22 protein-coding genes and 3 pseudogenes are annotated in these 25,454 nt (G+C 64.0%); 13 read left to right on the top strand and 12 right to left on the bottom strand.

The annotated features are described in order from the left end of the window. Positions 1-95: 95 nt before the first annotated feature. Positions 96-1,820 (top strand): hypothetical protein, encoded by a 1,725-nt coding sequence (locus M1D40_RS08200; RefSeq protein ID WP_461170837.1) that lies wholly within the window; start codon positions 96-98, stop codon positions 1,818-1,820. A 773-nt stretch (positions 1,821-2,593) separates the two neighbouring features. Here the strand turns inward: M1D40_RS08200 and M1D40_RS08195 are convergent. Continuing rightward, positions 2,594-4,135: a hypothetical protein gene (locus M1D40_RS08195; RefSeq protein ID WP_461170836.1), complete on the bottom strand. Its 1,542-nt coding sequence runs from the start codon at positions 4,133-4,135 to the stop codon at positions 2,594-2,596. After that, positions 4,092-4,754 (bottom strand): hypothetical protein, encoded by a 663-nt coding sequence (locus M1D40_RS08190; protein WP_461170835.1) that lies wholly within the window; start codon positions 4,752-4,754, stop codon positions 4,092-4,094. The genes M1D40_RS08195 and M1D40_RS08190 overlap by 44 nt, the downstream gene beginning before the upstream one ends. Before the next feature lie 571 nt (positions 4,755-5,325). Between M1D40_RS08190 and M1D40_RS08185 the strand changes: the two are divergent. Beyond that, positions 5,326-6,539, top strand: a pseudogene (locus M1D40_RS08185) (IS110 family RNA-guided transposase). Positions 6,540-6,592: 53 nt separating this feature from the next. After that, a pseudogene (locus M1D40_RS08180) lies at positions 6,593-7,069 on the top strand (DUF3375 family protein); the annotation flags it as partial. 97 nt (positions 7,070-7,166) lie between these two features. Here the strand turns inward: M1D40_RS08180 and M1D40_RS08175 are convergent. Genes M1D40_RS08175 through M1D40_RS08165 form a run of 3 tightly spaced genes read right to left on the bottom strand, consistent with a single transcriptional unit; the run spans position 7,167 to position 8,591 of the window. Continuing rightward, positions 7,167-7,580 (bottom strand): VOC family protein, encoded by a 414-nt coding sequence (locus tag M1D40_RS08175; protein WP_461170834.1) that lies wholly within the window; start codon positions 7,578-7,580, stop codon positions 7,167-7,169. Beyond that, positions 7,577-8,455, bottom strand: coding sequence for a LysM peptidoglycan-binding domain-containing protein (locus M1D40_RS08170; protein ID WP_461170833.1), 879 nt, complete (start codon positions 8,453-8,455; stop codon positions 7,577-7,579). Before M1D40_RS08170 ends, M1D40_RS08175 begins: the two co-directional genes overlap by 4 nt. A gap of 4 nt (positions 8,456-8,459) precedes the next feature. Then, positions 8,460-8,591: a hypothetical protein gene (locus M1D40_RS08165; protein WP_461170832.1), complete on the bottom strand. Its 132-nt coding sequence runs from the start codon at positions 8,589-8,591 to the stop codon at positions 8,460-8,462. Between the two features lie 264 nt (positions 8,592-8,855). Here M1D40_RS08165 and M1D40_RS08160 point away from each other — a divergent pair. The 4 genes and pseudogenes from M1D40_RS08160 to M1D40_RS08145 form a co-directional block, all read left to right on the top strand. Further along, a pseudogene (locus M1D40_RS08160) lies at positions 8,856-9,038 on the top strand (dihydrofolate reductase family protein); the annotation flags it as partial. 95 nt (positions 9,039-9,133) lie between these two features. Continuing rightward, the gene (locus M1D40_RS08155; RefSeq protein WP_461170831.1) at positions 9,134-9,850 is read left to right on the top strand and encodes an NADPH-dependent F420 reductase; all 717 of its coding nucleotides are present in this window, start codon (positions 9,134-9,136) and stop codon (positions 9,848-9,850) included. 87 nt (positions 9,851-9,937) lie between these two features. After that, positions 9,938-10,792 (top strand): aldo/keto reductase, encoded by an 855-nt coding sequence (locus M1D40_RS08150; RefSeq protein ID WP_461170830.1) that lies wholly within the window; start codon positions 9,938-9,940, stop codon positions 10,790-10,792. Positions 10,793-10,965: 173 nt separating this feature from the next. Further along, entirely contained in the window at positions 10,966-12,012 is a 1,047-nt protein-coding gene (locus M1D40_RS08145; RefSeq protein WP_461171032.1) for an alkene reductase, read from the top strand. A gap of 55 nt (positions 12,013-12,067) precedes the next feature. Here the strand turns inward: M1D40_RS08145 and M1D40_RS08140 are convergent, their stop codons facing one another. Next, the gene (locus M1D40_RS08140) at positions 12,068-13,012 is read right to left on the bottom strand and encodes a hypothetical protein (protein WP_461170829.1); all 945 of its coding nucleotides are present in this window, start codon (positions 13,010-13,012) and stop codon (positions 12,068-12,070) included. Between the two features lie 309 nt (positions 13,013-13,321). Here M1D40_RS08140 and M1D40_RS08135 point away from each other — a divergent pair, with 309 nt between their 5' ends. From M1D40_RS08135 to M1D40_RS08125, 3 genes are all read left to right on the top strand, one after another. Continuing rightward, positions 13,322-14,026 (top strand): NADPH-dependent F420 reductase, encoded by a 705-nt coding sequence (locus M1D40_RS08135; RefSeq protein WP_461170828.1) that lies wholly within the window; start codon positions 13,322-13,324, stop codon positions 14,024-14,026. A gap of 191 nt (positions 14,027-14,217) precedes the next feature. Beyond that, positions 14,218-14,736, top strand: coding sequence for a DUF1269 domain-containing protein (locus tag M1D40_RS08130; RefSeq protein WP_341392879.1), 519 nt, complete (start codon positions 14,218-14,220; stop codon positions 14,734-14,736). A 95-nt stretch (positions 14,737-14,831) separates the two neighbouring features. Further along, positions 14,832-15,284, top strand: a complete 453-nt coding sequence (locus M1D40_RS08125; protein WP_461170827.1) for an SRPBCC family protein — start codon at positions 14,832-14,834, stop codon at positions 15,282-15,284. A gap of 101 nt (positions 15,285-15,385) precedes the next feature. Here the strand turns inward: M1D40_RS08125 and M1D40_RS08120 are convergent, their stop codons facing one another. Together M1D40_RS08120 and M1D40_RS08115 are read right to left on the bottom strand one after the other, a co-directional pair. After that, entirely contained in the window at positions 15,386-16,522 is a 1,137-nt protein-coding gene (locus M1D40_RS08120; protein ID WP_461170826.1) for a baeRF2 domain-containing protein, read from the bottom strand. Between the two features lie 209 nt (positions 16,523-16,731). Then, positions 16,732-17,460 (bottom strand): TetR/AcrR family transcriptional regulator C-terminal domain-containing protein, encoded by a 729-nt coding sequence (locus tag M1D40_RS08115; RefSeq protein WP_461170825.1) that lies wholly within the window; start codon positions 17,458-17,460, stop codon positions 16,732-16,734. Positions 17,461-17,561: 101 nt separating this feature from the next. On the opposite strand from M1D40_RS08115, the gene M1D40_RS08110 reads away from it, so the two are divergent. After that, positions 17,562-18,284 carry a DUF4386 domain-containing protein gene (locus M1D40_RS08110; RefSeq protein WP_461170824.1) on the top strand — a complete coding sequence of 241 codons (723 nt, stop codon included), beginning with the start codon at positions 17,562-17,564 and terminating at the stop codon, positions 18,282-18,284. A gap of 4 nt (positions 18,285-18,288) precedes the next feature. Here the strand turns inward: M1D40_RS08110 and M1D40_RS08105 are convergent, their stop codons facing one another. Both M1D40_RS08105 and M1D40_RS08100 read right to left on the bottom strand, forming a co-directional pair. Then, the gene (locus tag M1D40_RS08105) at positions 18,289-18,750 is read right to left on the bottom strand and encodes a hypothetical protein (RefSeq protein WP_461170823.1); all 462 of its coding nucleotides are present in this window, start codon (positions 18,748-18,750) and stop codon (positions 18,289-18,291) included. Then, positions 18,738-20,732 (bottom strand): primary-amine oxidase, encoded by a 1,995-nt coding sequence (locus M1D40_RS08100; protein ID WP_461170822.1) that lies wholly within the window; start codon positions 20,730-20,732, stop codon positions 18,738-18,740. Before M1D40_RS08100 ends, M1D40_RS08105 begins: the two co-directional genes overlap by 13 nt. A 285-nt stretch (positions 20,733-21,017) precedes the next feature. Here M1D40_RS08100 and M1D40_RS08095 point away from each other — a divergent pair, with 285 nt between their 5' ends. Continuing rightward, a complete protein-coding gene (locus M1D40_RS08095; RefSeq protein WP_461170821.1) occupies positions 21,018-22,700 on the top strand; it encodes an amidohydrolase in 1,683 nt (560 codons plus the stop codon). A gap of 208 nt (positions 22,701-22,908) precedes the next feature. Here M1D40_RS08095 and M1D40_RS08090 read toward each other — a convergent pair whose 3' ends face one another. After that, a complete protein-coding gene (locus M1D40_RS08090) occupies positions 22,909-24,045 on the bottom strand; it encodes a baeRF2 domain-containing protein (RefSeq protein ID WP_461170820.1) in 1,137 nt (378 codons plus the stop codon). Between the two features lie 291 nt (positions 24,046-24,336). Between M1D40_RS08090 and M1D40_RS08085 the strand changes: the two genes are divergently transcribed. Then, on the top strand, positions 24,337-24,924 hold the full coding sequence (locus M1D40_RS08085; RefSeq protein ID WP_461170819.1) for a TetR/AcrR family transcriptional regulator: 588 nt from the start codon (positions 24,337-24,339) through the stop codon (positions 24,922-24,924). A 17-nt stretch (positions 24,925-24,941) separates the two neighbouring features. On the opposite strand, the gene M1D40_RS08080 is transcribed toward M1D40_RS08085, so the two are convergent. Then, on the bottom strand, positions 24,942-25,445 hold the full coding sequence (locus M1D40_RS08080; protein WP_461170818.1) for a TetR/AcrR family transcriptional regulator: 504 nt from the start codon (positions 25,443-25,445) through the stop codon (positions 24,942-24,944). Between the last annotated feature and the right edge of the window lie 9 nt (positions 25,446-25,454).

Genomic DNA, 25,454 nt, shown 5'->3' with positions numbered 1-25,454 from the left:
TCTATTGAGTCGATGCCGATCATTGTCTTTGCGAAGGCCGTCTTCCATCCCGACTAGAGTTGCTATAGTAAACCGGCCCTACGCGAGGATAAGTAATGCTGCAGATCTCAACGGGCATGTATTTCGACGACGAAGAAACATTTGAAACCCGACACCGGCGTGTTTTCTATACCAATCTCACCCGGATCCACGCCGACGACGTCAATCTACCCGTCGGAACACTGCAATTCGCCTCAGCGAGTGACGCAGTCATGATCAGCGCGGTGGACCGATTACCGAAGAAAAACCCTGACGGCTCAGATGCATGGCATATAGCGACCGATGGTGAGGCACTGCTTAGTGACGTAGCCGATGTCGTCGCCTTCGCTTTGGATGGGATCCTTCTGGATAACCATGACGTGGCACAGCGGTTATTACGGTTTCACGAAGACTCTTCGGCTCACCCGCGACATCGTCTGCGCCGCACACTGACACCGCGGCGATTCGTTACTGATGTTGAAGTAGAAGATTTACGTGAATTATTCACTGCTCTCCTGGCACTCCGGCGCCCGTACTTTGAGAAGGCAATGCGAGCGATTCGACGTATTGTAGACGCCTCCGTCTTGGTACATACCGATGTGACCCTCGCCTATAGCTTGTATGTCGCCGCCCTTGAATCTCTTTCGGCTGACACTGACGTGCCCGCGCCGTCATGGAATGACTATGATAAGGCCCGTCGCGGAATCGTTGACGCCGCGATTCGGGGATTGCCCGAAAAACGCGCCGAGCAAATAAAAGTTGCAGTGTTGGAAATCGACCAATTGTCATTAAGACGGAAGTTTCAAGCATTCGTACTCGAACACATCGGGTTATCTTATTACCGAGGTGAAGCAGACGAGGTCATCCGTCCCATTCAAGCAGTGCACCTACCTCGAGCATTGGATTTCGCATACCGCACCCGTTCGGTCTCCCTGCACGAGATGAGGGAATTGGAACCGGAGTTGTGGGCGGCCTCGGGTGTCAGCGACACCACCGAAATCGACGGTCAGCATGTACTTACCGCCGAGGGCCTCAACCGGCTTAGCCGCCATGTCATTCGCTCTTTCATCCAGCGAGGCGCCACGGGCGTCGACCTCGACTTCAATTGGAAGCGGGCGCTCCCGGGTCAGGTACAGATGAAGCTGGATGCGACGATGTGGCTCCATTCATATAACGGATTCGCCGCATCAAAAGGTCCTAAGCTATTTGGAGTCACACTCGAGATGATGTGCGTCGCTCTAGGAGGCAGTGGCAAGGTTGCAGACATGAGCGTCCCGCTGGCACGTATTGAGAAGCTCTTGGCCGGTGAGGTACGAAGAACATCTCGGGTTCCACTGCTTGCTACATATGTTCTTTGGCACCGTATCACCCCGGATTCGATGCATCGTCCTGGTGCAGAGCGGATCATCGATAAGTACATCGGCGACCTCGACCAGCCGTCTATTCCCACCCTCACCCTTGGTATCCTCCTTGGTCGCCAGCATCCTTGGACAACGGAGGAGCTCGCAGACCTCATCGAGGTTCATACAGCCGACCTTGGTCGGCGGCGTGTCACCTTTGAACTGCTCCCGGCGATGGATGCTGCGCTGCAGCTAACACTCGCCCAGGCATGGTGGGTTAAGGGTGATTTAGCCAAAGCAACAGATTGCATAGCCGCGGCTGTCGAACTTGATCCCGGCAATAAGGATCTAATCGCCCTCGAAACATCCGTGCAGAGCGGGTGCTTCCCAGTTATCGAGCTATCGGCCTACGTCACAACCGGTTCGCTCTATCCAACGGAACAGCCTGACGGAACTGATTGACCGAATTGTTTCCTTAATCAACAACCCCGCTGCAACCCGTTATACATACATGAATCTTGGGTACTACCCGTGCCTTCGATATTCTGGATCAGTCAGTGATTTCAGAACAAGGCGGGGCAGGAAAACCGAATTAACGGTTTACCGAGTATTCACCCAGTCTCAGTGTTCACTTTTGCCGTCCTCCCATACAGGTTGGTCCGGACATGCCCAAACCCCATGCCACAAGGGGAGTGGTCTACTCGCCTGTCTCGGCCAGCCGTCCTGCGTTACAGATCAGCTGGCGCTTGACTGCTGCCGCCCGCTGAGGGACTTATCAGCAGCAGAACTCTAGTGGCCGAGTAGTGGGCGTTTGCGCCAGGGAGTAGATCTATGGGTGGTGGGCCTAGGTACTGAATGGGCCGGCCCATAGGAAGTGATGACGAGAGTGTCGCCCCCATGCAGCGCAGCCGCGTCTGCTCAGGAATCATGCCTGGACGCAACCAGTGTCGCCGTCACCTAGAAAGAGATAGTGACACACACTGACGAGATATTTGGAAGTCGGAGCACTGCGGCACTGCTACTGTCTCGTCCGGACGAATTCTTATCCCGCGAGTTCGAAGACTTCATAAATGCTTCCAAATCCCGCGTTCCTGACTAACGTGCGGGCCATGTGTCAGCGCCCAGTGGCGAAAGCAACCACGCAATAAAAGTTTAAGAAGTCAGAGTGCCACGGTCGATCACGGGTCTCACGGCGCGATGTCTCACTGGCGACCTCTGCAGCGAGCCTGCGCCTATTACCGAAATAGACGGGCGACCGAATCAAATGTGTACCACGACCGCGAAACGCTCATAAGAAGCAGGTCGTGGAGACTTCCTAGGTCTTCAACACCCTTGAGGCTGTCATCTGCCGAATAGCGTCCGGCCAGCCCCAACCCCTGCGGGGCACCTACTCCTTCTCCACCGCGTCGCCAAAAGGCTCGCTCAGGTGCCACAGCCAGCTCAATCGGCTGTACGTCGAGCGCGTCGAGGTTCTCCCGTAAGGCCTCGTGTAGCTCTCCAAAACCGAGAAGGTGTGTCAGATCAAGCACAGCCGTCGCTACAAAACTCTGTTGGCGATAAGTCAATTGGGTGGATTCCAAGGAACCGCCGAGGAGCCGTTCCACAACCACTTCTTCAGGATCCCCTATAGCACCCAGTCCAAGCCCTCCGGACTTGGACTCGTAACGATCTAGAATCCATTCAGCCACTGCGTGCAGATACCTCTGACACAGGATCAGGTCACTAGTCCGGAGAACAAGCACCGGTGCGAATAGTGAGATCGCGAACTCGTCGGATACCGGCCGACCTGAACCGGGATGCTTCCTAGCAAGAGTGACTACTGCTACCCGCGCTCGAGCAGCTACTTCCGCATACCCTTCAACTTCGGCCACTTTAACGAGCAAGCCAAAGATTTCAAATAGGCGCATGGTAACTACGGGATAAGTCACGATTGAAAAGGGTCCTGCAACGGATCGAGCGAAGGTGTAAGGGTCATCAAGCAATGGCTCCACCTGATGTAAGAGCTGCTCCGCGTAGGACACGAACAATCTTCGAGCGGAGACAGCGAGGCCATCTTTCCCTGGTTCGTGATCGGCAGTCACCACCGCCCGGAGCAGGTTGAGGGCGACAATGGACGCTAGGTCCAAACGCTGTTTTAGACGGAACTTATTCGAGATAATCGCAGCTTCGATGCAAGCGAGGCCCAAGTTGTTTGATGGGCCACCGCCTGTGCTGAGCCAACGCCTCGTATATTTTTCAACATCGCGCTCGCTAAGCTTGCCTGTAGCCACCCGGGCAACAATCTCTAAGAAGTGACGATTAGGACGCCCCATGAGCCCAGAATCAGGATTACTGGACAGCCAGTCTGTCAGTGTGAGCCTGTCCCAGAACTCGATACCCGTGCGCCCTCGGGCCTCAACAGTCTGCTTGTACTCCTGAGCGTCTACGGCCGCCGCGCCCTTCAATCGTCCGGTCGTGACGAGGACCGCAACTCTTTTTAGCGAAGCATCGTAGTTCGGATGTGCGCGTGTGTTGTACTCCGATTCTTCCAACTGGGGACGAACTTCACGCCACCCTGGGAGTCCAATGTCTCCCGCTTTGGACTGAATCGCATATTGCAACACCTCCCCCGTCTCTGGACAGACGCGTTTTGCAATAATGTCCTTCCCAAACTCAAATGAACCGTGAATAAAATGAATATCTGTGAACCCTTGACTTGATAACAAGGCAATGAGAGGTGCATCAAATTCGCGCTCAGTCAGGGATTCTAGGAAAGTTCCTACGACGTCTCTTAGCATTCCACTCTTCTCGTTTGCGTTGAACAATTTGGTCGAGGACCAACTGCTGCTCCGGCGTTATTGATGCAAAGAGCTTGGCATCATCTGGATTGAGCATAAGCCTTATATTGTGGTTGCCTTCATCGTCGAAGACAAACTCGAGCTTTTCTAGGGAATCGCAAATCACGTCGAAAAATGGTCTACCTTCGGCATTGACAACTTGCCCATACTCTTCCGACACAGCACTAATGTGATTGAGGATACTCTTCGTCAGCCGTGAAGCGTGTTCCTCAGACATAATATATAGGCGCGTAATGAACTGATCGAGATCGAAGTCAAGAGCTTCGTCCAATGGCACGATCCACTCAAATTTGTAGTGGCTTTCTTTGTATAATGGAACACCCTCGACCCCGCCCTCTGCACCGGCGATCACAGAGCCGTCCGGAAGTTCTTCCATGGTCTGACGTTCGATTGAAGCAAGAAATGGGTGAGAGGCACTCCCCAAAGATTGTGAGGCACGGCTAGCCCAGGCCAACGCTCCAAGTTCATATTCGTCTGGTGACGCGTGAATACTTGGTTCAGCAATGTGTTGACCCCTCGCGGCATGCTCGCCGAGCGTTTTGGGAGACTTTTCAGCCATGTTTTCCGCCCCCCTGTACAATCGCCTTCTTCCGCAAGTGTACGCGTGGAGAGGCGTCATCGGGGATATGCAAGGAGTGGCGTATGGGACTTCACGGGAGCTCAGGAACCACGCCCGGACGTTACGCAAACACCGATTACAGCTATAACCATTAACAGCGCACCATCTTTGTCCTTCAGGGCCTCCCAGACCACTAGGCGAGCTCCCTGCCCCACCCCACTCCCCCACCCAGCTAAAATCGAGGAGGCCCGTTTTTCCCCACCGCACGGGCGGAAAGCGCAGCATGTCCTTCATCGAGAACGCCGTTGCCCACTGGGCCGAACTGCAACGGCTCCAGGCCGCCCCGTTACCTTTTTCGTAGCCCGTTCCTGATGCAGGATATGGGTGTGTTGGCCGGTCGGTTCCGGCATGGTTTTTGCCCCCAGTCATCCATGATCCGGGGGGGGTGTTGCCACCGGAACCGGCTTGGCGGCGGGTCGATCGCTAATAGAGGCACGACGACGGGGTCCTTCGTAACGTGGATGCGACTTCCTGTCCGCTCCTGACCAGCCAACACGTCAGTCTCAGCGAATTGACGGGGGTAAAAGATGATTCTGGAGCAAGAGAGCATCGACGTTTTCCTTGGAAGACCGGCCACCACGCCGTGGCTCTGAACCGGCCGGGAAGAAGCTCTACGACAAGGCCCTGCCGCAGGACGAAACCAAAATCCGGGACGTCCTCACCAAGCTCGCCGGCTACGGGAAAGTCCTAGTCGTCGTGGACCAGCCGGCGACCATCGGGGCGCTGCCTGTCGCGGTCGCGCAGGCAGCCGGAGCAGCCGTGGGTTATCTGCCGGGCCTGGCGATGCGCAGAATCGCGGATCTGCACCCGGGCCAGGCGAAAACCGATGCCAGGGACGCGGCCATCATTGCCGAAGCCGCCCGGCCCATGCCCCATACTCTGCGGTCGGTGGAACTGGACGATGAAACCCTGGCCGAACTCGGGGTGCTCTGCGGATTCGATGATGACCTCGCCGGACAGATCACCGCCACCTCCAACCGGATCCGCGGGCTTCTCACCCAAATCCATCCCGCCCTGGAAAGGGCGCTGGGTCCGCATCTGGACCATCCGGCCGTCGCGGATCTGCTCACCCGCTATCCGACCCCGCAGGCGTTGAAGACCGCCGGCCGCGGACACGTCAGAGCACGGTTGAAGAAGCACGCGCCTCGGGCTGCTGAGCGGCTCACCGAGGCAGTATTCGATGCTCTCGGCGAGCAGACGGTGGTGGTCGTGGGCACCGGCGCGGCCGGGATCGTGCTGCCCAAACTGGCTGAGCAACTGCTCGCGCTCCGCCGGCAGCGCGACGAAATCGCCACCCAAGTCGAAGCTCTCGTGGAGGCCCACCCTCTTTACGAGGTCCTGACCTCGATGCCCGGCATCGGCGTCAGGACCTGCGCACGGATCCTCACCGAAGTCACCGGCATGCACTTTGCCTCCGCAGCCCATTTGGCCTCTTACGCCGGGATCGGCCCGGTCACCCGTCGCTCGGGAACTTCGATCCGCGGCGAGCATCCGAGCCGGCGGGGCAATAAGAAACTCAAGCGCGCCCTGTTCCTCTCGGCCTTCGCCGCGCTGCATCATCCACCGTCCAGAGCGTATTACGACCGCAAACGCGCGGAAGGTAAACGCCACAACCAAGCGATTATTGCTCTGGCCCGGCGTCGCTCCGACGTCCTCTTCGCGATGCTTCGCGACGGAACCCTTTATGAAGACCCGGCGCCTAAGAATCTGCCCTCAGCGGCTTGACGAAAACCATAGAGGCACCCCCCGGCTGGAAACTGACCAACGCCAACCCATGGGTGCTGGCGCTCTTCCGCGAGGCCTTTACCCGCACCCGCCCGCGGGTAGGCCTGGACGACTTCCACGCCATGACGGACTCCTTCCTCAACCGCCTCCGCATGGACGGCGTCACCCTGCGCGAGGACTGGACCGGCCGGAACTACGCCGATGACTGGGTGGCCCGCCGCTACCTCGCCCGCCCCCGCGCGGACGGGAAGTTTGTCTACGAGCTCACCGAGTCCTCCGTCCGCTTCCTCTCCTACCTGGAGGGCTACACCAGCGACAAAACCTCGCTGAACTCCTCCCGGCTGGCCACCCTGCTGGACCGGGTGGAGAACCTGGCCCAGGAATCCAACCCGGACCCCGCCGCGCGCATCGCCGTCCTGAAAGAAGAGGTCGCCCGGCGCGAGGAAATGATCCGCGCGCTGGAATCCGGCGAAACCCCTCCCCCGCTGCCGGACGACACCGCCGTGGAAGCCGCCCGCGTCATCCTGGACCTGGCCGCCGCCCTGCCCACCGACTCCGACTTCAAACAGATACGCGACGGCCTGAGAAAATGCCGCGTACCGTGCGCCAAGAAACGTGCGACCGGTTTCAGGCAACGAAAATGCAGAACGGGTGGCCGGACGGATCGGCGTACACGTACAACGGCTCATCCGGGTCGTCGGTCCGGTCAAAGAGCAGCTCCGCCCCCAGCTCCAGAGCCCGGGCATGCTGGTGCTCCAGCGCTTCCCGGTCCGGAACGGTCAGGTCAAGGTGCATCTGCATCGGCACATCGGGCGACGGCCAGGTGGTCCGCTCCAGACGCTCCACCAGCTGGAAAGCCAGCTTGGCACGGCCCCGCGCATCGGTGAGGACCAGCCAGTCGGCGTCCTCCGCCTCCCCTTCGGCCGCAGGTTCATCCCCCGGCCGGTACTGGAGCCCGAGAAGCCGGCGGTAAAACTCCGCCAGCCCCCGGACATCCGTGGTGTCCAGGACCGTATGGAGCAGCTCAGGGAATCCGGTCATGAGTCGAGACCTGGTTTGTTGATCGGCTGGTCCAGCGAAACGCTGATGGTCTGCCCGGCCGCCAGGTGACCGTCAATCGTCGAGTCGTACCAGACGCCGCGGGTGCCGGAGGTGGGGCGGTTGGCATCGGCCAGGACGGTGACGCCAAAGCGGGCAGCAACCTGAACTTCGGTGTCACCGGCAACGGTCGTATAGGTCAGCGGGATTCCGTCGGCGTCCGCGGTAAACGTGCCGCTGGCGCCTTCGAGGGGCAGATCCCCCGCGATCATCCACAGTTTAGTTCCGGCGGGAATTGGTTCCGTTTCGACGAGCGAGGGGTTGTACTGCAGGATTTCCGCTGTTCCGACGCGGAACTGGTAGCCCAGGCTGTCGAAGGAGTCGCCGTCGGCCGTGGTGTAGAAAACAGTTGTCCCCCATGAGTTCTCCACTGCCTGCCCCGTGCCGGACCTGCTGTCCACCGGGTTTTTCTGCAGCTGGATGGTGCGCCCGGCAACGACAAAGTGAACATTGCCCTGTTCAGTCACGAACGGCACCTTATTTGCCTCCGCCAGCTGATCCGCCGTGACGTTGAACCGGTAGGTGATGCCGGCCAGGGTGTCGTCGTGCTCGATGGTGTAACTCGTCGGGATGCCGGCCGTGTCAACTACGGCCGCACCGGAGGCGCCTATCCCCGGCCCGTCCGGCATCAGCCGGAGTCTGGTGCCCGGAGCCAGGACCGTTCCCGGTTGCAGCCCATTGAAGCCCGCGACCTTGGCCTCGGAAAACCCGTACGCCTCGGCCACCAGGGCCAAGGTGTCGTCCGCAGCGGTGATGTAGAAGTCGGTGTTGCCGAACGAGTCGACGATCGTCTCCCCGCTCACTGACGGTTTTGCCATGGGGCTAGGTGACGACGTCGGCGTCGTCGCATGCGGCTCCGCCGCTGTCGGCGTCGTCGTTGCAAGCAACGGGGCTGACGAGGGCAGGGCTTCGGCGGTGCAGCCGGCCAGCGAGGTTGAGAGCAAAACGAGGCACGCGGCCGCAGGCCATCGGCCGGCCCGGCGCGTTGTTGAAGCACCAACGATTTTCAGCACGAGCATCCCCCATTTGTCCCGGCGTTAACGGGAGCAGTCCCCGTCACGTCTGAGCAGAGCATAGCCCAGCATTGTCCCGGCGAGCGGTTGGGGATCCATAGCACTTCTGCTGATGACCGTGGTCTGACGGCTCGCGAAACCCTAGTCTGTGGGCACCACTAAGCAGAGGAGCACCCATGGGCAAGGTAGTTCTGTACGGCCCGGTATCGGCGGCCACGTGATTGCCGCGGGCCTGGTCGATGAGGTGTGCATGGACGTCGCACCCGTCGTGTTCGGCTCCGGCAAGCGCTTCTTCGGGTCGGCCCACGCACAGCATCTGCTGGAGGACCCCGACGCGGTGCTGCGGGGCAACCGGGTGCTTCACCTGCGCTATCCCGTGCGGCACTGACCGATCCGGGCCGATCCGAGTGCGTCCTGAGGAATTTCCCCACACCGGGAATTGCTTGCACCAACACCAACGAAAACCACCGAAAGGGATACGTTATGCCGACACTGGGAATTATCGGGAGCGGAAACATCGGCTCAGCCGTCGCGCGGCTCGCGGTCGCAGCAGACTTGAACGTGGTCATTGCGAACTCGCGCGGGCCCGAGTCGCTGCAGGAACTGGTAGCTGAGCTCGGCCCCCTGGCTAGGGCAGGAACGGTGGAAGAGGCAGCGCAGCAGGGCGACGCCGTCGTACTCTCAATTCCGCTAAAGGCGGTGAAGGACCTGCCGGATGGGCTGCTGCGCGGCAAGGTGGTGCTGGACACGAGCAACTACTATCCCTCCCGCGACGGAAGCATTGACGAACTCATCAGCAACACCGTGACGACCAGCGAAATGGTGCAGGACCAGCTTCCCGGAGCGCGCCTCGTCAAGGCTTTCAACAACATCATCGCCGCGCACATCCCGCTGCTCGCCCGCCCCGCCGGCGCCGGCGACCGCTCGGCGCTGCCCATCGCCTCCGACGACGAGCAGGCCAAGGCCGAGGCGGCAGCCGTCATTGACCGGCTGGGCTTTGACACGGTCGACGCCGGTTCGCTCGCCGATAGCTGGCGGTTTGAGCCTGACACTGCTGCGTACGGACGGATCTACTTCGAGGACCCGGCGGTTCCCGAAGAGCGGATGTTGGACGCGGAACCCGGACCGACACCGGCCGCGCAGATTCAGTCCGCGCTGGACGAGGCCACCCGGGTCAACATCGCCGAGCGCCGGTTCTGAGGCTCCTGAACCGTTCCGTCCGGCCCGGGGCTGCTGGAACATAGTGGGATAAGCCTGCAGTTCCGCCAGCCCCGAGGAGCCGGACCAATGATCCTGAATGAGACCCACACCCTCGCCAATGGACACGCCATTCCCAAGCTGGGCCTGGGCACGTGGTTCATGGAGGACGGCGCCGCCGCCCGGGCTGTCCGGGCGGCGGTGGAGATCGGCTACCGCAATATCGATACTGCGCAGGCGTACGGCAACGAGCACGGTGTCGGGAAAGGTGTGCGCAGCTGCGGCGTGCCGCGCGAGGAGTTGTTCATCTCCAGCAAGGTGGCCGCCGAGATCAAGGACCACCGGAAGGCCGCAGCCGCGATCGACGCCTCGCTGACGGAGCTGGGCCTGGAGTATCTCGACCTCATGCTGATCCACAGCCCGCAGCCCTGGGATGACTGGCGCGGGGGTTCCTACGCCGAGGGAAACCGAGAGGTCTGGCGGGCACTCGAAGAAGCCCACCGGGAGGGCAAAATCCGTTCGATCGGTGTCTCCAACTTTCAGCAGCAGGATCTGGAGAACATCCTCTCTGCCTGCACCGTCGCCCCGCAGGTCAACCAAATACTCCTCCACATCGGCAGCACCCCGGATGACCTCCTGCTCTACTGCGAGGAACATCATCTGCTCGTCGAGGCCTACTCCCCCATTGCCCACGGCGAGATCCTCAGGAACACGGAAGTCGCCGCCGTGGCGGAGCGTTATTCGGTGACTGTTCCTCAACTGTGTATCCGGTATGCGCTGCAGCTGGGCACCGTGCCGCTGCCCAAGACAACAAACCCGGAGCATATGAGGAGCAACGCACAGGTGGACTTCGTGATCTCGGACTCCGACCTGGAATTCCTCCGGAGCCTGAAGATCACCGACTACGGCACCTTCAGCCGGTTCCCGGTGTTCAGCGGCAAGTAACGCTGCGCCCAACGTGACAGCGGATGTGACATCGGACGCGTCCCGGAATACCACGGGCCCTCCTCCGGGTTGTCGCTGGGTATACGAACTCCGCCCGGGGCAACTTCGGCCCTGCGGCACGCGACAAAAGGAACTCCTGAGTGAAACTCTTTACCCCGCTGACCGTCGGCATTATGGAACTGCCCAACCGCCTCGTCATGGCACCGATGTCCCGCGTGCGCGCCGACCGCAACGGCGTCCCCACCGACATCATGGTCGAGCACTACCGCCAGCGCGCCTCCCTGGGCCTGATCATCAGTGACGGCATCTACCCCTCCTTCACCGGCCAGGGCAACGCCCTGATGCCCGGCCTGGTCACCGAGGAACACGTAACCGGCTGGAAGCGCGTTACCGACGCCGTGCACGAAGCCGGCGGCCGGATCGTCGCCCAGCTCATGCACTCCGGACGCGTAGCCCACGAGAACATCAACGGCGGCCGGCAGCCGGTCGCCCCCAGCGCCATCGCACTCGAAGGCATGGCCCATACCTACGACGGCAAGCAGGCCTACCCGGTCCCGCACGCCCTCACCGAAGCCGAACTTCCCGGCATCGTGCAGGACTTCGTCTCCGCCGCCCGCAACGCCATGAAGGCAGGGTTCGACGGCGTGGAGCTGCACGGTGCCAACGGTTACCTGCTGCAGGAATTCCTCTCCCCCGTCTCCAACACCCGCACCGACTCCTACGGCGGATCGCCTCAGAACCGGGCCCGCCTGGTCATCGAGGCCTTCCGTGCCGTGGCCGAAGCCGTCGGCGCCGAGCACACCGGCATCCGCATCTCCCCGGAACACAACATCCAGGGCGTACTGGAAACCGACCGCGAAGACGTAACCGCCACCTACACCGCCCTGGTGGACGGCATCGCGGACCTGAAGCCGGCCTACCTGAGCATCCTGCACAAGGACCCGGCCGACGACATGGTCCAGGCCCTGCGCCGCCGCTTCGGCGGCCCGGTGCTGCTGAACACCGGCTTCGGCACCGTCACCACCCGCGACGACGCCATCATGCTGCTCGAGGAAGACCTGGCCGACGCCGCCGTCGTCGGCCGTCCCGTCATCGCCAACCCGGACCTTGCCCGCCGCTGGCAGGAGGACCACCCCCTGAACGAGATTGACCAGAGCACCGTCTACACCGACGGCGCCGCCGGCTACACGGACTACCCGGAGCTGGCTCCGGTTTCCTAACCGAAACAAACGACGACGGCAGGCCTTCCGCTGAGAGCGGGAGGCCTGCCGTCGTTTAGCGCTTTGACGGCCGCGACGAGCGTTCCTCACCCCGATACTGCGCTTCTATCTCCTGACTCCAAGCAGACGCGTAGAGGCCAAGGGCCGCCTGCTCCCGGAACGCGAAGCCCAACCCGTTGAGCGCCAGCTGGCCAGCGCCCATAGCCAGCTGCTGCGCACTGCGGCTGACGCGTTGTTTGTACGCCCGGTACAAATACTCATCGATGGCCCTTGCCCAGCGCTTCCGCCAGATATCCACTGCCGGCTCTGCGGCCACGGCGGCCATCATCCTGTGTGCGGGCGCAATCCGGGGTGCAATCCGGGCCCTCATTGCCCTGCGCGCCTGCCCAGCGTGCGGGCCAAAAGAACCGGTGCAGGCGTGCAGATGCGCATTCCAGAAGTAGTCCCAGCTAGTGGTTCTGCGGTCGGACCAAACCGCGGACCGGGGACCCCGCATCATGGCGTGGCCCGTGTCGAAGAGAAGGAGGGCGGCCAGCATCGAGCGCGTGTTGAGGCTGGGAAAGCGGTTGACCGCCCACAAAGCCAGATCCAGGGAGACTTCGCCGACATCAGCTACGAGTTCCAAGCCTTTCGTCCCACCAAACCGTGCGAGTGCCGCTTCCACCACCTCAGGTACCGGCTCACCCGGCGTTGGCGGATACACGAGCCCCGGCGAGTGGGAGATCTTCACGTCACCCAGCGTGGCAATATTTTGTTCCGCCAGTGCGTGGGCAAACTTCCACAGACGCTTGGCGACGTCGTCGGTGGCAAGCAAATGCAGGAGCACGGACTGGCGGTCGGATTCGAGACTGCGTGACAGCCGAAACCGGTTCCCCTCCCCGGCCCGAAGCCGGGAGGACAGAGGGGCAATAATGTGGCGGAGAATGTCGTCGCCGACATCCTTGCACTCAGGCTCGATCGTGAGGATGGACCACAGGGTTGTGCCGGTGTGCTGCTGCACAGGACGGATACCGGCAGCTGCTCCTCGATGAATAGTCTTTGGTTGCATCGTGTTCGGTTGCAGTACGTGGCTCATTATTTATGCCCCCAAGGCCTAGTAAGAATGCTTACTAAATACTGTGGTCCCAAACCGCAGTTTTCCAGACCACTTCTCGAAAGCCGTCACCGATTTCCGTCAGGGCTTCCTTTCCCGGGCACAAATAGCGACTATGGAGTTTTGCCCGGATTGGACCCTCCGCTGACAGGAGGACCCGACTTCCTCCCGGCCGTACCGGGGAATGACGAAGGCGGAGGGCGTGTTGCACCAAGCATGACCACGCCTTCCCCCAGCCTGCAGCCCTCCCCCGATCAGACCGCCCCTTCCGCACCGGAGACACTGCACGTCGCCGTGGTGGGCGCGGGACGGGTGGGCACCGCCGTCGCCCGCTCCCTGCTCGACGCCGGCTACCGGGTTTCGCTCTCCGCCTCCGGCGATCCCGCCCTGCTGGCGCTGATGGCCGAAATTGTCACTCCCGGTGCCGAGCCGAAATGGACCGGGGACGCCGTGGCGGATGCGGATCTGGTGATCCTGGCACTGCCCCTGCACCGGCTCCACACCGTTGATCCCGCCCTGCTGCACGGACGCATTGTGGTGGACGCAATGAACTACTGGCCGCCGGTGGACGGGACGATTCCCGCCTTCGCAGCGGAAACCCGGGGCTCCTCGGTGGTGGTGCAGGAGATGTTCCCCGGCGCCGTCGTCGTCAAAACCTTCAACCACACCGGGTACCACAGCCTGGAACCCGACCGCCGTCCGGCCGGACATCCGGAGCGGCTTGGCCTGGCGGTGGCCGGTGACAATTCCCAGGCCGTCGCCCTTGTCTCGGCCATGGTGGACCGGATCGGTTATGACCCGGTCCCCGTCGTTTCTCTGGCCGCCACGACCTTCATGCAGCCCGGCGGACCTGCCTTCGGGTCACGGCTGACGGCCGCACAGCTGGAGGATCTGGCAGGCGTTCCGGCCTCCGCTGCTTAAGCGGAATTCCTTCGGTGCTGCTGAGCAGGAAATGAGGATACCGGAAGTAATTCCGCTCGTCCGCAGACCGGGGAATCTTGGCACTGGATCGTCCAAAGCACCGGATGGTGCCCTCCAGCGGGAATACAGTTTTTTGTGTTCGATGATCGGCGGACTGCTGCCAGCGGCCGCACCCAACTGGAGGGCTCAACATGACGGATCACAACTACACCCTGTTCGTGGCGTCGTACAGCGACGCAGTCTCGGCTACAGAGGATTTCAAGACGATTAAGAGCCTGGAGGATGAGGGGGTAGTGGCCGCTGTTGTCCTGTCTCGGGATGACTCAGGCCGGGTTGACGTCAAGGAGCACGGGGGCAGGCTGGTAGGCGGCGGCACCACAGCCGGGGCCATCGCCGGGCTCGTGGTTGGATTGTTCGCCCCGCCGCTCCTGCTGTCCGGGGTGATCGGTGCAGCCATTGGCGCCGGTGCCGGTGCCATCGCGAAGCGCCACGAGGAAAAGAAGATCGGTGTGGAAGCGGACGAATGGCTGCCGACGGGCTCCTCGGCGCTCGTTGCCGTTGTCGAGGACCACTACCTGGACCGTGTCGACAAGGCGGTCAGCAAGGCCGCCAAGAAGGTCGACAAAGCCATCGACAAGGGCGATTACGACGCGGTCGTAAAGGCCATCAACGAAGGCGACGAAAAGATCGTCGAAGCCGTCGCGTCCTAACCGGCCTGCCGGTCTAAACGACTGCGCTGTCCGGCTCACCGCTCCGGCGGTGGGCCGGACAGTTGCCATGTCCGGGGACTGCCATACTTCTCTGCATGACCGTTTACTTCGAGTGCACAACGCTGACGAGCCTGTCCGCGCCGGAGCTGTTTGACCGCGCCCGCAGCATTGACGCCCATAAGGACTCGATGGCGCATTCGCGCGAAGAAGCAGTTGGCGGCGTGACGTCGGGGCTCATTTCCCTGGGCGAGGACGTCACCTGGCGAGCCTGGCACTTCGGTGTGCCCCTGCGGATGACGAGCCGGATCACCGAGATGGAGCCGCCAACCCGTTTTGTCGACGAGCAGGTCAAGGGCCCCTTCCGGCGGTTCCGGCATGTCCACGAGTTCAGCCGGGGTCCGGCGGGAACGACGATGGTTGACCGGATCGAGTTCGAGGCGCCGTTCGGCGTCGTCGGGCGGGCAGTCGAGAAACTGGTGCTCGCCCGGTACCTGAAGAACCTCATTGAGTCGCGGAACCGGTACCTTGCCGGGGTGTTCGCCCGTTAGCCGCCCCGTCGGAGCGGCACACAGCTTCGACCCCGGGCGGCACCGAGGCCACCCTGCGCGACGTCGTCGCCCAGGGTGGCCTCGGCTCTGGCCCTTTTCCTTTAGGCCGCGGGGGCTTCGGGGCCGGTGGGCCAGCGCAGCAGCGCGGCAACGTCGGCACCTCCGGGCAGGACGCCGTCGGGAACCAGCAGCAGACTGGCGTCCGTCAGGGCGGCGGCACGCAGCAGGGCCGCCGGGGCGGGAACCTTGCCCAGCACCTCCGCGCCCAAGGCCTGATCGTCCGCGCTGGCCACCCACGGCTCGGCACCGAGGGCCAGCAGCTGACGGTCCGACAGCGCATTGTCATTCAGGATCAGGACGTCCACCTGGGCCTGCTGCAGCGCATGCACCACCGCACCGATGCCGGTGGCGGACTCGGGATTGGCCTGCCCTTCCTGCAGGGCAAGCCGGTCCAGGATCTGCTCCTGCTCGGCGGCCCACTGCAGGGCAATGCGTTCCTGGACCTGGTCCTCGAAACCATCGTTGCGGGACCCCCCGGTATGGGTATGGGAGTCGACGATGCTGACGAGTTTCTTGTGCGCTTCAGTCAGCTGCTCCTGCACCAGGCCCCGGGCACGGACGTCACCGGCGAGGATGATCAGCCTGGCCCCGCTGCTGTCCACGATCCGGTCGATTTCCGAGGCAACTTCGTCTGCGTTCCGGCGCCACGATTCTTCAGTCCGGCGCTGCTGCTTATCGTGCGCCCAGCCGCCGCCGGGCAGCTTACGGATATCTTCTTCCGAGCCTTCAACGCCTTGGACTGCTGCGGGGCCGGGACGTCCAACGTATTCGAGCCGGATCTCGGCGTCCTCCCGCGAGACCTCGGCAACGACGTAGGGAAATTCTTCAGGACGGTGCTTGAGCAGCGGCAGCAGGTCCGGAACGGGCTCCGCGGAGACCTGCTCGGGGACCACCAGCTGGCCGGGGAGGACTTCATTCATTTCCACGCTTCCCTGCCGGACGAGGACATATCTGGACACCGGCGAGGGCAGGCCGGTGGCGGGAGCCACCGCAGTTTCCACCGCTTCCAAGTCCTCCGGGGAGGCGCCCATTGCCGCGAGTGCCTCGCGGATATTGCCGGGGCGGACGTCGGCGGCTTCCAGCCCGTCAACGGTCCCGGTTCCGGCATCGGTGTACACGACACACCAGGGCCCCCCGCGCCGGTGGAGGTCAGCGTATTTGTGGAGTCGTTCGGTCATTGTGATCTCCTTCCTGTGCGGCACTGCCGCGCATCGATTCAATCTGTGTCTCACGCTAACATCGGTGTCGCGGGCAGCAAAAGAACCCGCACCGGGACGTTCCCGGTCGCGACGGCACCTACGGCCTGCACCGGGAGAGTGTTACATACAGTTCCCCTGCCCGCCGCTCCAGCGGGAAACCGAAGCTCATGCGGTGGACGGCCGCAGGGTCAACTGCCGACAGCGCCGCTGCAGTTCACGCCACTGCGCCAGGACCCGCGCAGAGATTCAACTCCGTCCAGCAGGACATCGAGTCCGACGGCGAATTCGGCGTCGTAGTTGTAGCCTTCCTTCGCCAGCTCCCCCACCACTTCAAGCAGGTACGGATACCGTGCCGCGGCCTCGGCGGATTCAGCGTCGAGGGTGGCGGCGGCAGCCTCGGCTGACTCCTCCGGGGTTTCGAAAGACAGGGTTTTCTGCTGCAGGGCGAAGCCGTACACATAGGCATCCAGCATGCTCATGACATGGACGGTGGTGCGGAAGGAAAAGCCGCTCTGCCGCAGGCAGCCCAGCATCGCGTTGTGCTGGTGCAGGCTCTCCGGTCCCGGCCGGCCGGCCGCCTCCATCAGCCCTACCGCCCACGGGTGCCGCACCAGCGCGGCCCACAGGGAAACGGCACGTCCCCGCATGGCCTGCTTCCAGCCGCGCGCGCTGTCCGGTTCGGTGACCTCGGCCCAGACGAGGTTCACCATGCCCTCGAGCAGTTCTTGCTTGTTGGCCACGTGCTTGTACAGCGCCATGGGCACCACACCCAGTTCCTCCGCCAGCGTGCGCATCGTGAAGCCGTCAATGCCCGCCTGATCAGCCAGTTCGACGCCGGCGCGGAGCACGGCGTCCCGGTTCAGCCGCGGACGGCGTTCGGCCGGTTCCTGCAGACGTGCCTTCGGTACCTGTCCCACAGAGCCGCCTTCCCGGAAGTAATGCTTGACAGAGTGTACGGCATACACCTACGTTCAGGGTATCCGGTGTACGAAGTACACCTTTGGCCGACAGGAGCACCATGAAAGCCTCCAACCGGACCGCCCGGACCGCCGGGATCCTCTTCCTCCTCACCTTCGCCTCGGCCATCGCCGGGGCAGCACTGTACGCACCGCTGCTCACCGACCCGGATTACCTCACCGGACCCGGCGCGGACACCCGGATCCTGCTCGGAGCCGTGTGTGAACTGGTGCTGATCATCACGAACATTGGCACCGCCGTCGTGCTGTATCCCGTCCTCCGCCGGCACAGCGAGACCGCCGCGGCCGGTTATGTTGCGGCGAGGATCATGGAATGCGCGCTCATTGCCGTCGGGATCCTCAGCGTGCTCACCGTGGTGACGCTGCGCCAGAGCACCGGAGCCGACGCCGGAGAGTACCTGCCCGTGGCCAGGGCCCTGGTGGCGGTGCACGGCTGGACGTTTCTGCTCGGTCCGGGATTTGTGGTGGGGATCGGCAACGGACTGCTGCTCGGGTTCCTGATGTACCGCTCGCACCTGGTGCCGCGGCCGATGGCACTGTTCGGCCTGATCGGCGGTCCATTGATGTCGCTGTCCGGCCTTGCCGTGCTTTTCGGAGCCTATGAGCAGACTTCGGTTCCGTCCGCCCTGGCCACCCTCCCGGAGATCATCTGGGAGGCGTTCCTTGGCATTTACCTGACCGCCGTCGGTTTCCGCCGGGTGAGAGGGAACGGCGCGGGCGCGGTTCCTGGGACCGCCACCAACCGCCAAACGGCTGAGCCATAAGCAATCAGTAGCGGCCCAGTACCGGCCGTGCCGTTGCTGCCGTGTCAGCAACAGCACGGCGGCGGAGCCAGGTCGCGGCCAGCATGGCCGCGCACAGTTCCCACCCGATCAACGCCAGCATGCCGAAGGTGGCTCCACTGCCGGCCGCGGCAGCCGAGACCGCAACCGCCCCGCCGTGCTGGTGCCCGGCGCCTCCCCCGCCGGGGGCCAGCAGCAGCACCGCATGAACGGCGACCATGGCCAGCGCGCCACCCATCAGCATCCGTGCCGCTCCTTGGGACCCTGAGCGCCACAGCGGCAGCACGCAGGGCAGGCACATCAGCGCCATCGCCACCATGGCAGCACCCCAGAACCCGGAGTGCTGCCCCGCCATCCAGACGTGCACGCCGGCGGAGGCCAGAGCCGCAGCGGAACAGACGCGGGCATGGAGCCTGGGACCGGCAGGGCGGACGGCTACCGGTGGCAATGCCCGCCGGATTCCGGGGCGGGAACATCCAGCACGGGCGAGCGGTCGAAGAAGCCCTCGGGCCGCAGCTTGAACCCGGTGGTGTCCACGGGCATGATCGGCCAGTCCTCCACCCGCGGGAAGTGCGTCAGACCGAAGGTGTGCCACACGGAAATGTCCTGCCCATCGATGTCCCGGTCCGCCTGCACCCACTCCGGAATGCCGCCGCCGCCGGAGTGCTGGTTGACGAAGTCTCCGGTCGGGTAGCGCTGGGACTCGTCCCGCCGGGTCACCCACAGCGCCTTGGACGCGAAGGTCGCCCGGCGGTAGATGGAGGAATCCTCGTCGGCCAGCAGTGTGGGCTGGCCCTCCGGATGCAGCTTGTAGGCCACCGGCTCCCCCAGCCGGTTGAGCTTTTCGGGGTTGCTCACCACCCAGGTGCGCCCGACGCCGGCGGCGGCATCGCGGGCAGCCCCCGACTCCCGCGCCAGCACGGTCCGCTTGCGGGTGAAGGCGTTGCCGCGCGGGTTTTCCGGGCTGACCGGAACACGCACGGCGTCTTCTTCCTCAACCCGGCCCGGGCCGCCGTCGAGCGCGAAATCCAGCCGGGCACCGAACAGGTGCTGGTGGAACGGGGCGCCCAGGCCGGGGGCCATCTCCGATGCGTAGGGGTAGTCCTTGCCCGGGTAGGCGCTGGTGAAGACGACGCCGGTGGCCTTGGCCTCGAACTCGATGGTGCCGTCCAGGTACAGGTACCAGTAGAAGCCGTAGTCGTAGTTGCCCACGGTGGTGAAGAAGCTGATCACGAGCCGGCGGTTGCGGCGCGTGTAGTTGATGCCGGACCACAGGTCCGAGTGCTTGGAGAGGATGGAGGCGTCCTCCTCGTGCATGCAGATGCCGTTGCGGATGGTGCGCGGATTGCCGCGGGCATCGGAAACCGTGGGCGAGATGTAGTGGATTTCGCCCAGGCAGTCACAGCCCAGTTCCAGTGAATTGGCGAACTGGCCCACCAGGTATTCGCCGGTGTCGAAGTAGTTCTGCCAGGACCGGGTGGGCGCGGGATCCCCGTACGGGACCACCATCTCGGCAATGGAGGCGCGGTTCAGGATCCGGCGTACGCGCCCGCCGTCTTCGAAGCCGATGTTGTAAAGCACCATGCCCTCGCGGACGTCAAAGCCCACGTCCAGGTGCCACTTTTCCCACTCCACGTGATTCGTTCCGGTGACGGTGAAGCTCGGGCCCTCCGGCTGGGTGATGCTGATCGGTTTCTGCGTGGTGCGCAGCGGTCCGGTGAGGGTCGGGTCGGTGTAGTTGCCGTGTTCCTCCGGCACCGGGACGGCGCCGAAGTCCAGCACCTGGTCCACGGTCCGGGCGCTGACGTCCACGTATCCCACCAGTCCGTCAATCGGATGGGCCCAGGCGGAGTCCTCGGCGTGGGTCTGCAGGAAGGCCAGGCCGCGCAGGATCCGCCGGCCCTTTTCTTCGGGGTATTCAAAGACGCCCGCGGACAGCGGCGCCACCCGGACCTGTGCGACGTCGAGCCCTCGCTTTTCGAGTGCGGCAAGCCAGTCGGGGTCGGTGGAAAGGATCTGTTCAACCACCTCGAATTCCTCTTCCAGCACCGGCAGCTCGCCGGTTACCGAGGTGTCCAGTTCGACGTCGGACACCACCTGGCGCGCGGTGGCGGAAACGACGACGTCGTGCGGCTTGCCGCCGTCGGTGTCCAGCAGGAAGACCCGGAACCGGCGGTCGGCCGGGGCATCCTGGTCCGCCGCTCCCCGGGGCGGGTCAACCAGGCCGAGGTAGGCGATCCGTGCGGTATCGGGGAACAGCCCGGCGGCCTCCAGGATCTCGCGGACGGCGGTGATCTCCTCCGGGGTGGCCAGTGTGTAGGCGCCGGTGGCGTCGGCATCGACGGCGGTGGCGGTGGCGGTGGTCGCGGCGGTCGCGGCGGCAGTTCCGGCGGCTGCGTCCGGGGCGGAAGGGGAGTGGCACGAGCTCATAAGGTCTCCGTTTTCTTGGTTGCCGGCCTGCTTCGCCGGGGCGGGGAACTGCGGAAACCGGACGCCGCGGGGTGCGGCTGCACGGTTTTTTCTATGGCTGTAGACAATAACCATGTGTGGCGTGGGTTACAAGGGTGTTTTGGGTGCTTCAGCGGCGGTTGCGGCGTCCAACCGCCAAGGACTGCACGCAACGACAAGGGGCCGTCGCCCCGCGACAAGGCCGAACGGCGTTTCACCGCAGAAGCTGGCAGGAGACCAGCTGCCGCCCCAGGAAAGGACCACCTCGTGAACCCGCACTCCCCCGCCGACATCATCGTCGTCAACGGCCCCGTCTACACCAGCGATCCGGAGAACGAGTGGGCGGAGGCGTTTGCCGTACGTGCAGGCAACATCGTGGCGGTGGGCAGCGAGGCACGGGTCCGGGAGCTGGCCGGCGAGGAAACCGCAGTCGTCGACCTCCAGGGCCGGCTGGCCCTGCCCGGCCTGGTGGACGTGCACGCCCACCTGGGCCTGGGCGGCCGGCAGGCGGCGTTTGAGCTGCCGCTGCTGCCCACCGACAACACGGCGCAGATCTTCGCCAAGGTGCGGAGCTGGGCCGAACGCCTCGCACCCGGGGAATGGATCATCGGCGGCATTGTGGGCTCCACCGTGATGGATGACATCACCGTGGAGGACCTGCACGCCCTGGACGAGGCGGCGGATGGCCGCCCGGTGCTGCTGCGCGATGACTCCATGCACAACCGCTGGGTGAACTCGCGCGGCCTGGAGCTGATGGGCGTGGACGCGGGCACGGCGGACCCGGAGGGCGGCACCTATGTGCGCGACGGCGGCGGGCAGCTGACCGGTGTCCTGCAGGAAATGGCCAGCCCGGTGGCCGAGGCTGCAGCGGCCGCCTCAATCGAGGACACCCCTGAACGGCACGCCACCGCTTTCCGCACCGCCGTGCACATCCTGAACGGCTACGGGGTCACCACCGTGCAGGAGGCGGCCACGATGGACTACGCACTGGAATCCCTCGCGGCCATGGACCGCCGCGGCGAGCTCACCGCCCATGTGGTGGCCTCCATGCCCTCCCGCCCGTTCATTGAACCCGGCACCACCGGTGCGGACCTGTACGACGTCGGCGCCCGGCACCGCACTGCCCATCTGCATCCGGACTTCTCCAAGTACGTGCTCGACGGCGTACCGATGACCCGCACCAGCGCCATGCTCACCCCGTACCGGTGCAGCCATGCCGGAGAGGATCCGCAGCACACGGGCGAACCGCTGTGGCAGCTCGATGAACTCACCGCCTCGCTCGAGGAGCTGGTGGACCGCGGCCTGCACGCCAAGCTCCATGCCACCGGCGATGCCGCAGTGCGCCTGATCCTTGACGCCGTGGAGCGTGTGCGGGCTTCCCGCGGCACGGGTCCGCTGTTCCAGATTGCCCACACGGAATACGTCAGCGACGCCGATCTACCCCGGTTCGCGGCCCTGGACGTGGTGCCCGATGCCTCGCCGTACATTTGGTTCCCCTCGGTGATCCAGGAGAGCATCGCCAAGCAGGTTCCGGCGGAAACCTTCGAAAAGTCGTGGCCGCTGCGGGACCTGATGCTCGATGGAGCGCTGGTCAGCGGCGGCTCCGACTGGCCCTGCTCGGCACCCACGCCCGATCCCTGGACCGGGCTGGAAACCATGATCACCCGCCGCAACCCGGACCCCGCCGTCGTCGGCGCACTCAATGCCGAACAGGCCCTGGACGTCCGGCAGGCGGTGGCGGCGTTCACCCGCAACCCGGCCGCGGCCATGGGACTGCAGGAACGCGTTGGCATGCTGCGGGCCGGGCTGTCGGCGGATTTCATTGTGCTGGACCGGAACATCTTCAGCATCGACCCGGGACAGATCCACACCGTACAGGTGGAGCAGACCTGGTTCGAGGGCCGGCTGGTGCACGAGACCGCGGGGGAACCGGCGGACGCACCGGCCTGAGGCAGGGTGGGCCGTTCGGCCGGCCGGGCAGAGCCGGCCGTTCAATACCGGGCAGAGCCAGCCGTTTATCGACGGGCAAGACCCAGCCGGGTACCAAAGAGGTGCTGGTGAAACGGTGCGGAGGCGCGGAGCCGAGGGACAAACGACCAACCCGGGGCAGGGTACCGGCCCGCCCGAAACGGAAGTGCCGAGGAGGCCGCCCCGCGTATTACGTCATCGGGGCCGCCGCTGCTGACTGGTTGGGCCAGCGCAGCAGGGCTGCGGCGTCAAGCCCGCCGGGGAGCACACCGGGAGGAACCAGCAGGACCTTCGCGTCGGTCAGCGCCGCGGAGCGCAGCAAGGCCGCCGGTGCCGGGCCCCAACCGAGCATACCTACCCCATGCGCCTCTTCCTCAGCCGAAGCGATCCATGGCTCAGCGTCGAGCGCCAGGAGACTGCTACCCGCGAGCGCCTGGTCGTTGATGACCAAAGTGTCCACCTGAGCCTTCTGGAAGGCACGGACAACGGCGCCCATTCCGGCGGCTGCTCCGGGATTATCCTGGCCTTTCTGTTGAGCCAGACGGTCCATGACGTCGTCCTGCTCGGCCGCCCATTGCAGCGCAATCTGTTCGTGGATCTCGTCGTCGAAGCCGTCGCCGTCGGAACCGGCAGTATGGGTGTCGATAATACTCACCATGCCTCGGCTGGCTTCCGTCAACTGGTCCAGCACCAGACCTCGCGCGCGGACGTCGCCTGCCAGCATGATTAACCGCACATCGCCGCTGCGGGCGATCCTGTCGATTTCCTCGGCAACCTGGTCCGCGTTCCGCCGCCAGACCTCCTTGGTCCGGCGCCGCATCCTGGTGTGCGATATCCCGCCCCGGGAGAGCCGGCTCAAATGGATTGTCTCGCCCTGGACATCCTGCACCTCGGCAGGCTCGACGACGCCGGCATAGTTCAAGCTGATTTCGGCGCCGTCCCGGGAAACTTCGGCCACGAGGTACGGATACTCGTCCGGCCGGTGCTTGATCAAGGGAAGCAGATCGGGAATGGCCGACACGGACGTCGCCTCGGCCTGGACCGGCGGGCCCGGCAGCAGTTCGTTCAGTTCGACCTGGCCGTGCCGTACCAGGATGTACCGCGACACCGGCGACGGATGTCCCCGGGCGGGTAGGGCTGCGGACTCAATGGCGTCAAGGTCCTCCGGTGACGCGCCCTGCTCTTCCATTGCGGATCTGGCATTGGACGCGAAGATCCCCAAGGACTCCCGGGACGTAAAGGTCTCTATACCCGCATCTACATAGGCCATGCACCACGGCCCTTCGCGCTTACAGAGGTCCGCGTAGCTGCTCACAGCTTCGATCATCGTTCTGCCTCTCCCACCGCCGGCAGGGACGGCCAGGCGGCTGGCTCTTTTGCAGGTGCAATTTGGTCGTCTTCCCGGCGCAACGTGCCCCGGGACTTCTGTCCGTATTTCACGTTAACAGCACACACCCGGCAGGGAAATAGCTCGCCCCTCGCTGCCGCAGGCCAGCCATGAGATTGCAACCTGAAGCAGCTGCCGCCCCGAAACAACTGGAGGCCGCACGCGAGGCTAGGATGGCACGGAGGGAACGGCGGCCGCGGGGGCCGCGGGGGCCGGCGCCGAAAGGAACAGATGCCGAAGATCGTCGATCATGAGCGGCGGCGCGCTGAAATCGTGCAGACCACGTGGCGGGTGATCGCCCGGCGGGGGCTGGACGGCGCCACGCTGCGCGAGGTCGCGGCCGAGGCCGGGTATGCCAACGGCGCGATTAAGCCGTACTTTCCCGCGAAATCGGACCTCATGGAGGCAACGTTCCGCCACGTCTTTTCCCGCACCAACAGCCGCGGGGAGACGGCAACCGCGGGTTTGAACGGCTTTGAGGCCCTGCGGGCCTTCTGCCTTGAAGTGCTTCCACTGGACGCAAACCGGCTGGATGAAGCGCGGGTGGTCATCGCCTTCTGGCAGCAGGCGCTGCACGATCCGGCACAGGCCGAGGTCAACGACGCAGCCACGCTGCAGTGGCGCAGCAGCATCCGCGGCTGGCTGTCCGCGGCGCGGGGCGCGGACGACGGCGGACGAGTGCCGGTCGAGATCGCCGCCGAAACCCTGCTGACCTTCCTGCTGGGCGCACAGGTAGCTGCCGTCTTTGATCCGGGCTTCAACTCCCCGGACCAGCTGGTTGCGCAGCTGGACGGGCAGCTGGAGTTACTGCGCGGCTAGACGCGCTTCCCGGCAGCTCACCGGTCAAGCTTCACGTTGAGGTTCTGATCATCCAGAAAAGCCAACAGCGTCTTCTCCGCAAGTTCCCGGCGCCGGGGCAGCAGCAGGACCAGGCATTGTGCTGTGACTCCGTCTATCAAAGCCAGCAGCATTGCCGCCTGCGGCCCCGGAACGCCGGCACCGGTGAACCACTGACGCAGTTCCTCGTCAGTGCGGGCAGCCTCAGCGGCAAGTTGCTCATCGCGGGCAGCCATTTCGGTATAGGCCAGCCAGACCCGCGCACGGCGCTCCCTCGCCTCATCCAGGGGGAGCCACTGCAGAGTCAGCTCCCGAAGCGTGGCGGGTTCTGCCGCCGCTACGGCAGCGAGAAACTGGCCGCTGGAATATTCGAAGCCCGCCCGGACAAGGTCGCGCTTGGTCCGGTAGTAGTACTGGACCTGGGCGGGAGAGATGCCCGCCGCCTGGGCCACGCTCCTGATGCTGAGCCTGTCGACTCCGTGTTCGGCCAGTACGTCCAGCACCGCGCCGAG

The organism is Arthrobacter sp. Z1-15, from assembly GCF_054792395.1.
The sequence above is the reverse complement of the archived record's forward strand: the minus strand, read 5'-3'. Positions and strand labels throughout refer to the sequence as shown.

Bases quoted from the DNA above. Each gene is read 5' to 3' on its own strand.
- M1D40_RS08085 (WP_461170819.1), top strand. From the start codon at position 24,337: ATGCCGAAGATCGTCGATCATGAGCGGCGGCGCGCTGAAATCGTGCAG.
- M1D40_RS08150 (WP_461170830.1), top strand. From the start codon at position 9,938: ATGATCCTGAATGAGACCCACACCCTCGCCAATGGACACGCCATTCCC.
- M1D40_RS08125 (WP_461170827.1), top strand. From the start codon at position 14,832: ATGACCGTTTACTTCGAGTGCACAACGCTGACGAGCCTGTCCGCGCCG.
- M1D40_RS08100 (WP_461170822.1), bottom strand. From the start codon at position 20,732: ATGAGCTCGTGCCACTCCCCTTCCGCCCCGGACGCAGCCGCCGGAACT.
- M1D40_RS08120 (WP_461170826.1), bottom strand. From the start codon at position 16,522: ATGACCGAACGACTCCACAAATACGCTGACCTCCACCGGCGCGGGGGG.
- M1D40_RS08170 (WP_461170833.1), bottom strand. From the start codon at position 8,455: ATGGCAAAACCGTCAGTGAGCGGGGAGACGATCGTCGACTCGTTCGGC.
- M1D40_RS08090 (WP_461170820.1), bottom strand. From the start codon at position 24,045: ATGATCGAAGCTGTGAGCAGCTACGCGGACCTCTGTAAGCGCGAAGGG.
- M1D40_RS08200 (WP_461170837.1), top strand. From the start codon at position 96: ATGCTGCAGATCTCAACGGGCATGTATTTCGACGACGAAGAAACATTT.
- M1D40_RS08135 (WP_461170828.1), top strand. From the start codon at position 13,322: ATGACCACGCCTTCCCCCAGCCTGCAGCCCTCCCCCGATCAGACCGCC.
- M1D40_RS08195 (WP_461170836.1), bottom strand. From the start codon at position 4,135: ATGCTAAGAGACGTCGTAGGAACTTTCCTAGAATCCCTGACTGAGCGC.
- M1D40_RS08130 (WP_341392879.1), top strand. From the start codon at position 14,218: ATGACGGATCACAACTACACCCTGTTCGTGGCGTCGTACAGCGACGCA.
- M1D40_RS08175 (WP_461170834.1), bottom strand. From the start codon at position 7,580: ATGACCGGATTCCCTGAGCTGCTCCATACGGTCCTGGACACCACGGAT.
- M1D40_RS08110 (WP_461170824.1), top strand. From the start codon at position 17,562: ATGAAAGCCTCCAACCGGACCGCCCGGACCGCCGGGATCCTCTTCCTC.
- M1D40_RS08190 (WP_461170835.1), bottom strand. From the start codon at position 4,754: ATGGCTGAAAAGTCTCCCAAAACGCTCGGCGAGCATGCCGCGAGGGGT.
- M1D40_RS08145 (WP_461171032.1), top strand. From the start codon at position 10,966: ATGGAACTGCCCAACCGCCTCGTCATGGCACCGATGTCCCGCGTGCGC.
- M1D40_RS08155 (WP_461170831.1), top strand. From the start codon at position 9,134: ATGCCGACACTGGGAATTATCGGGAGCGGAAACATCGGCTCAGCCGTC.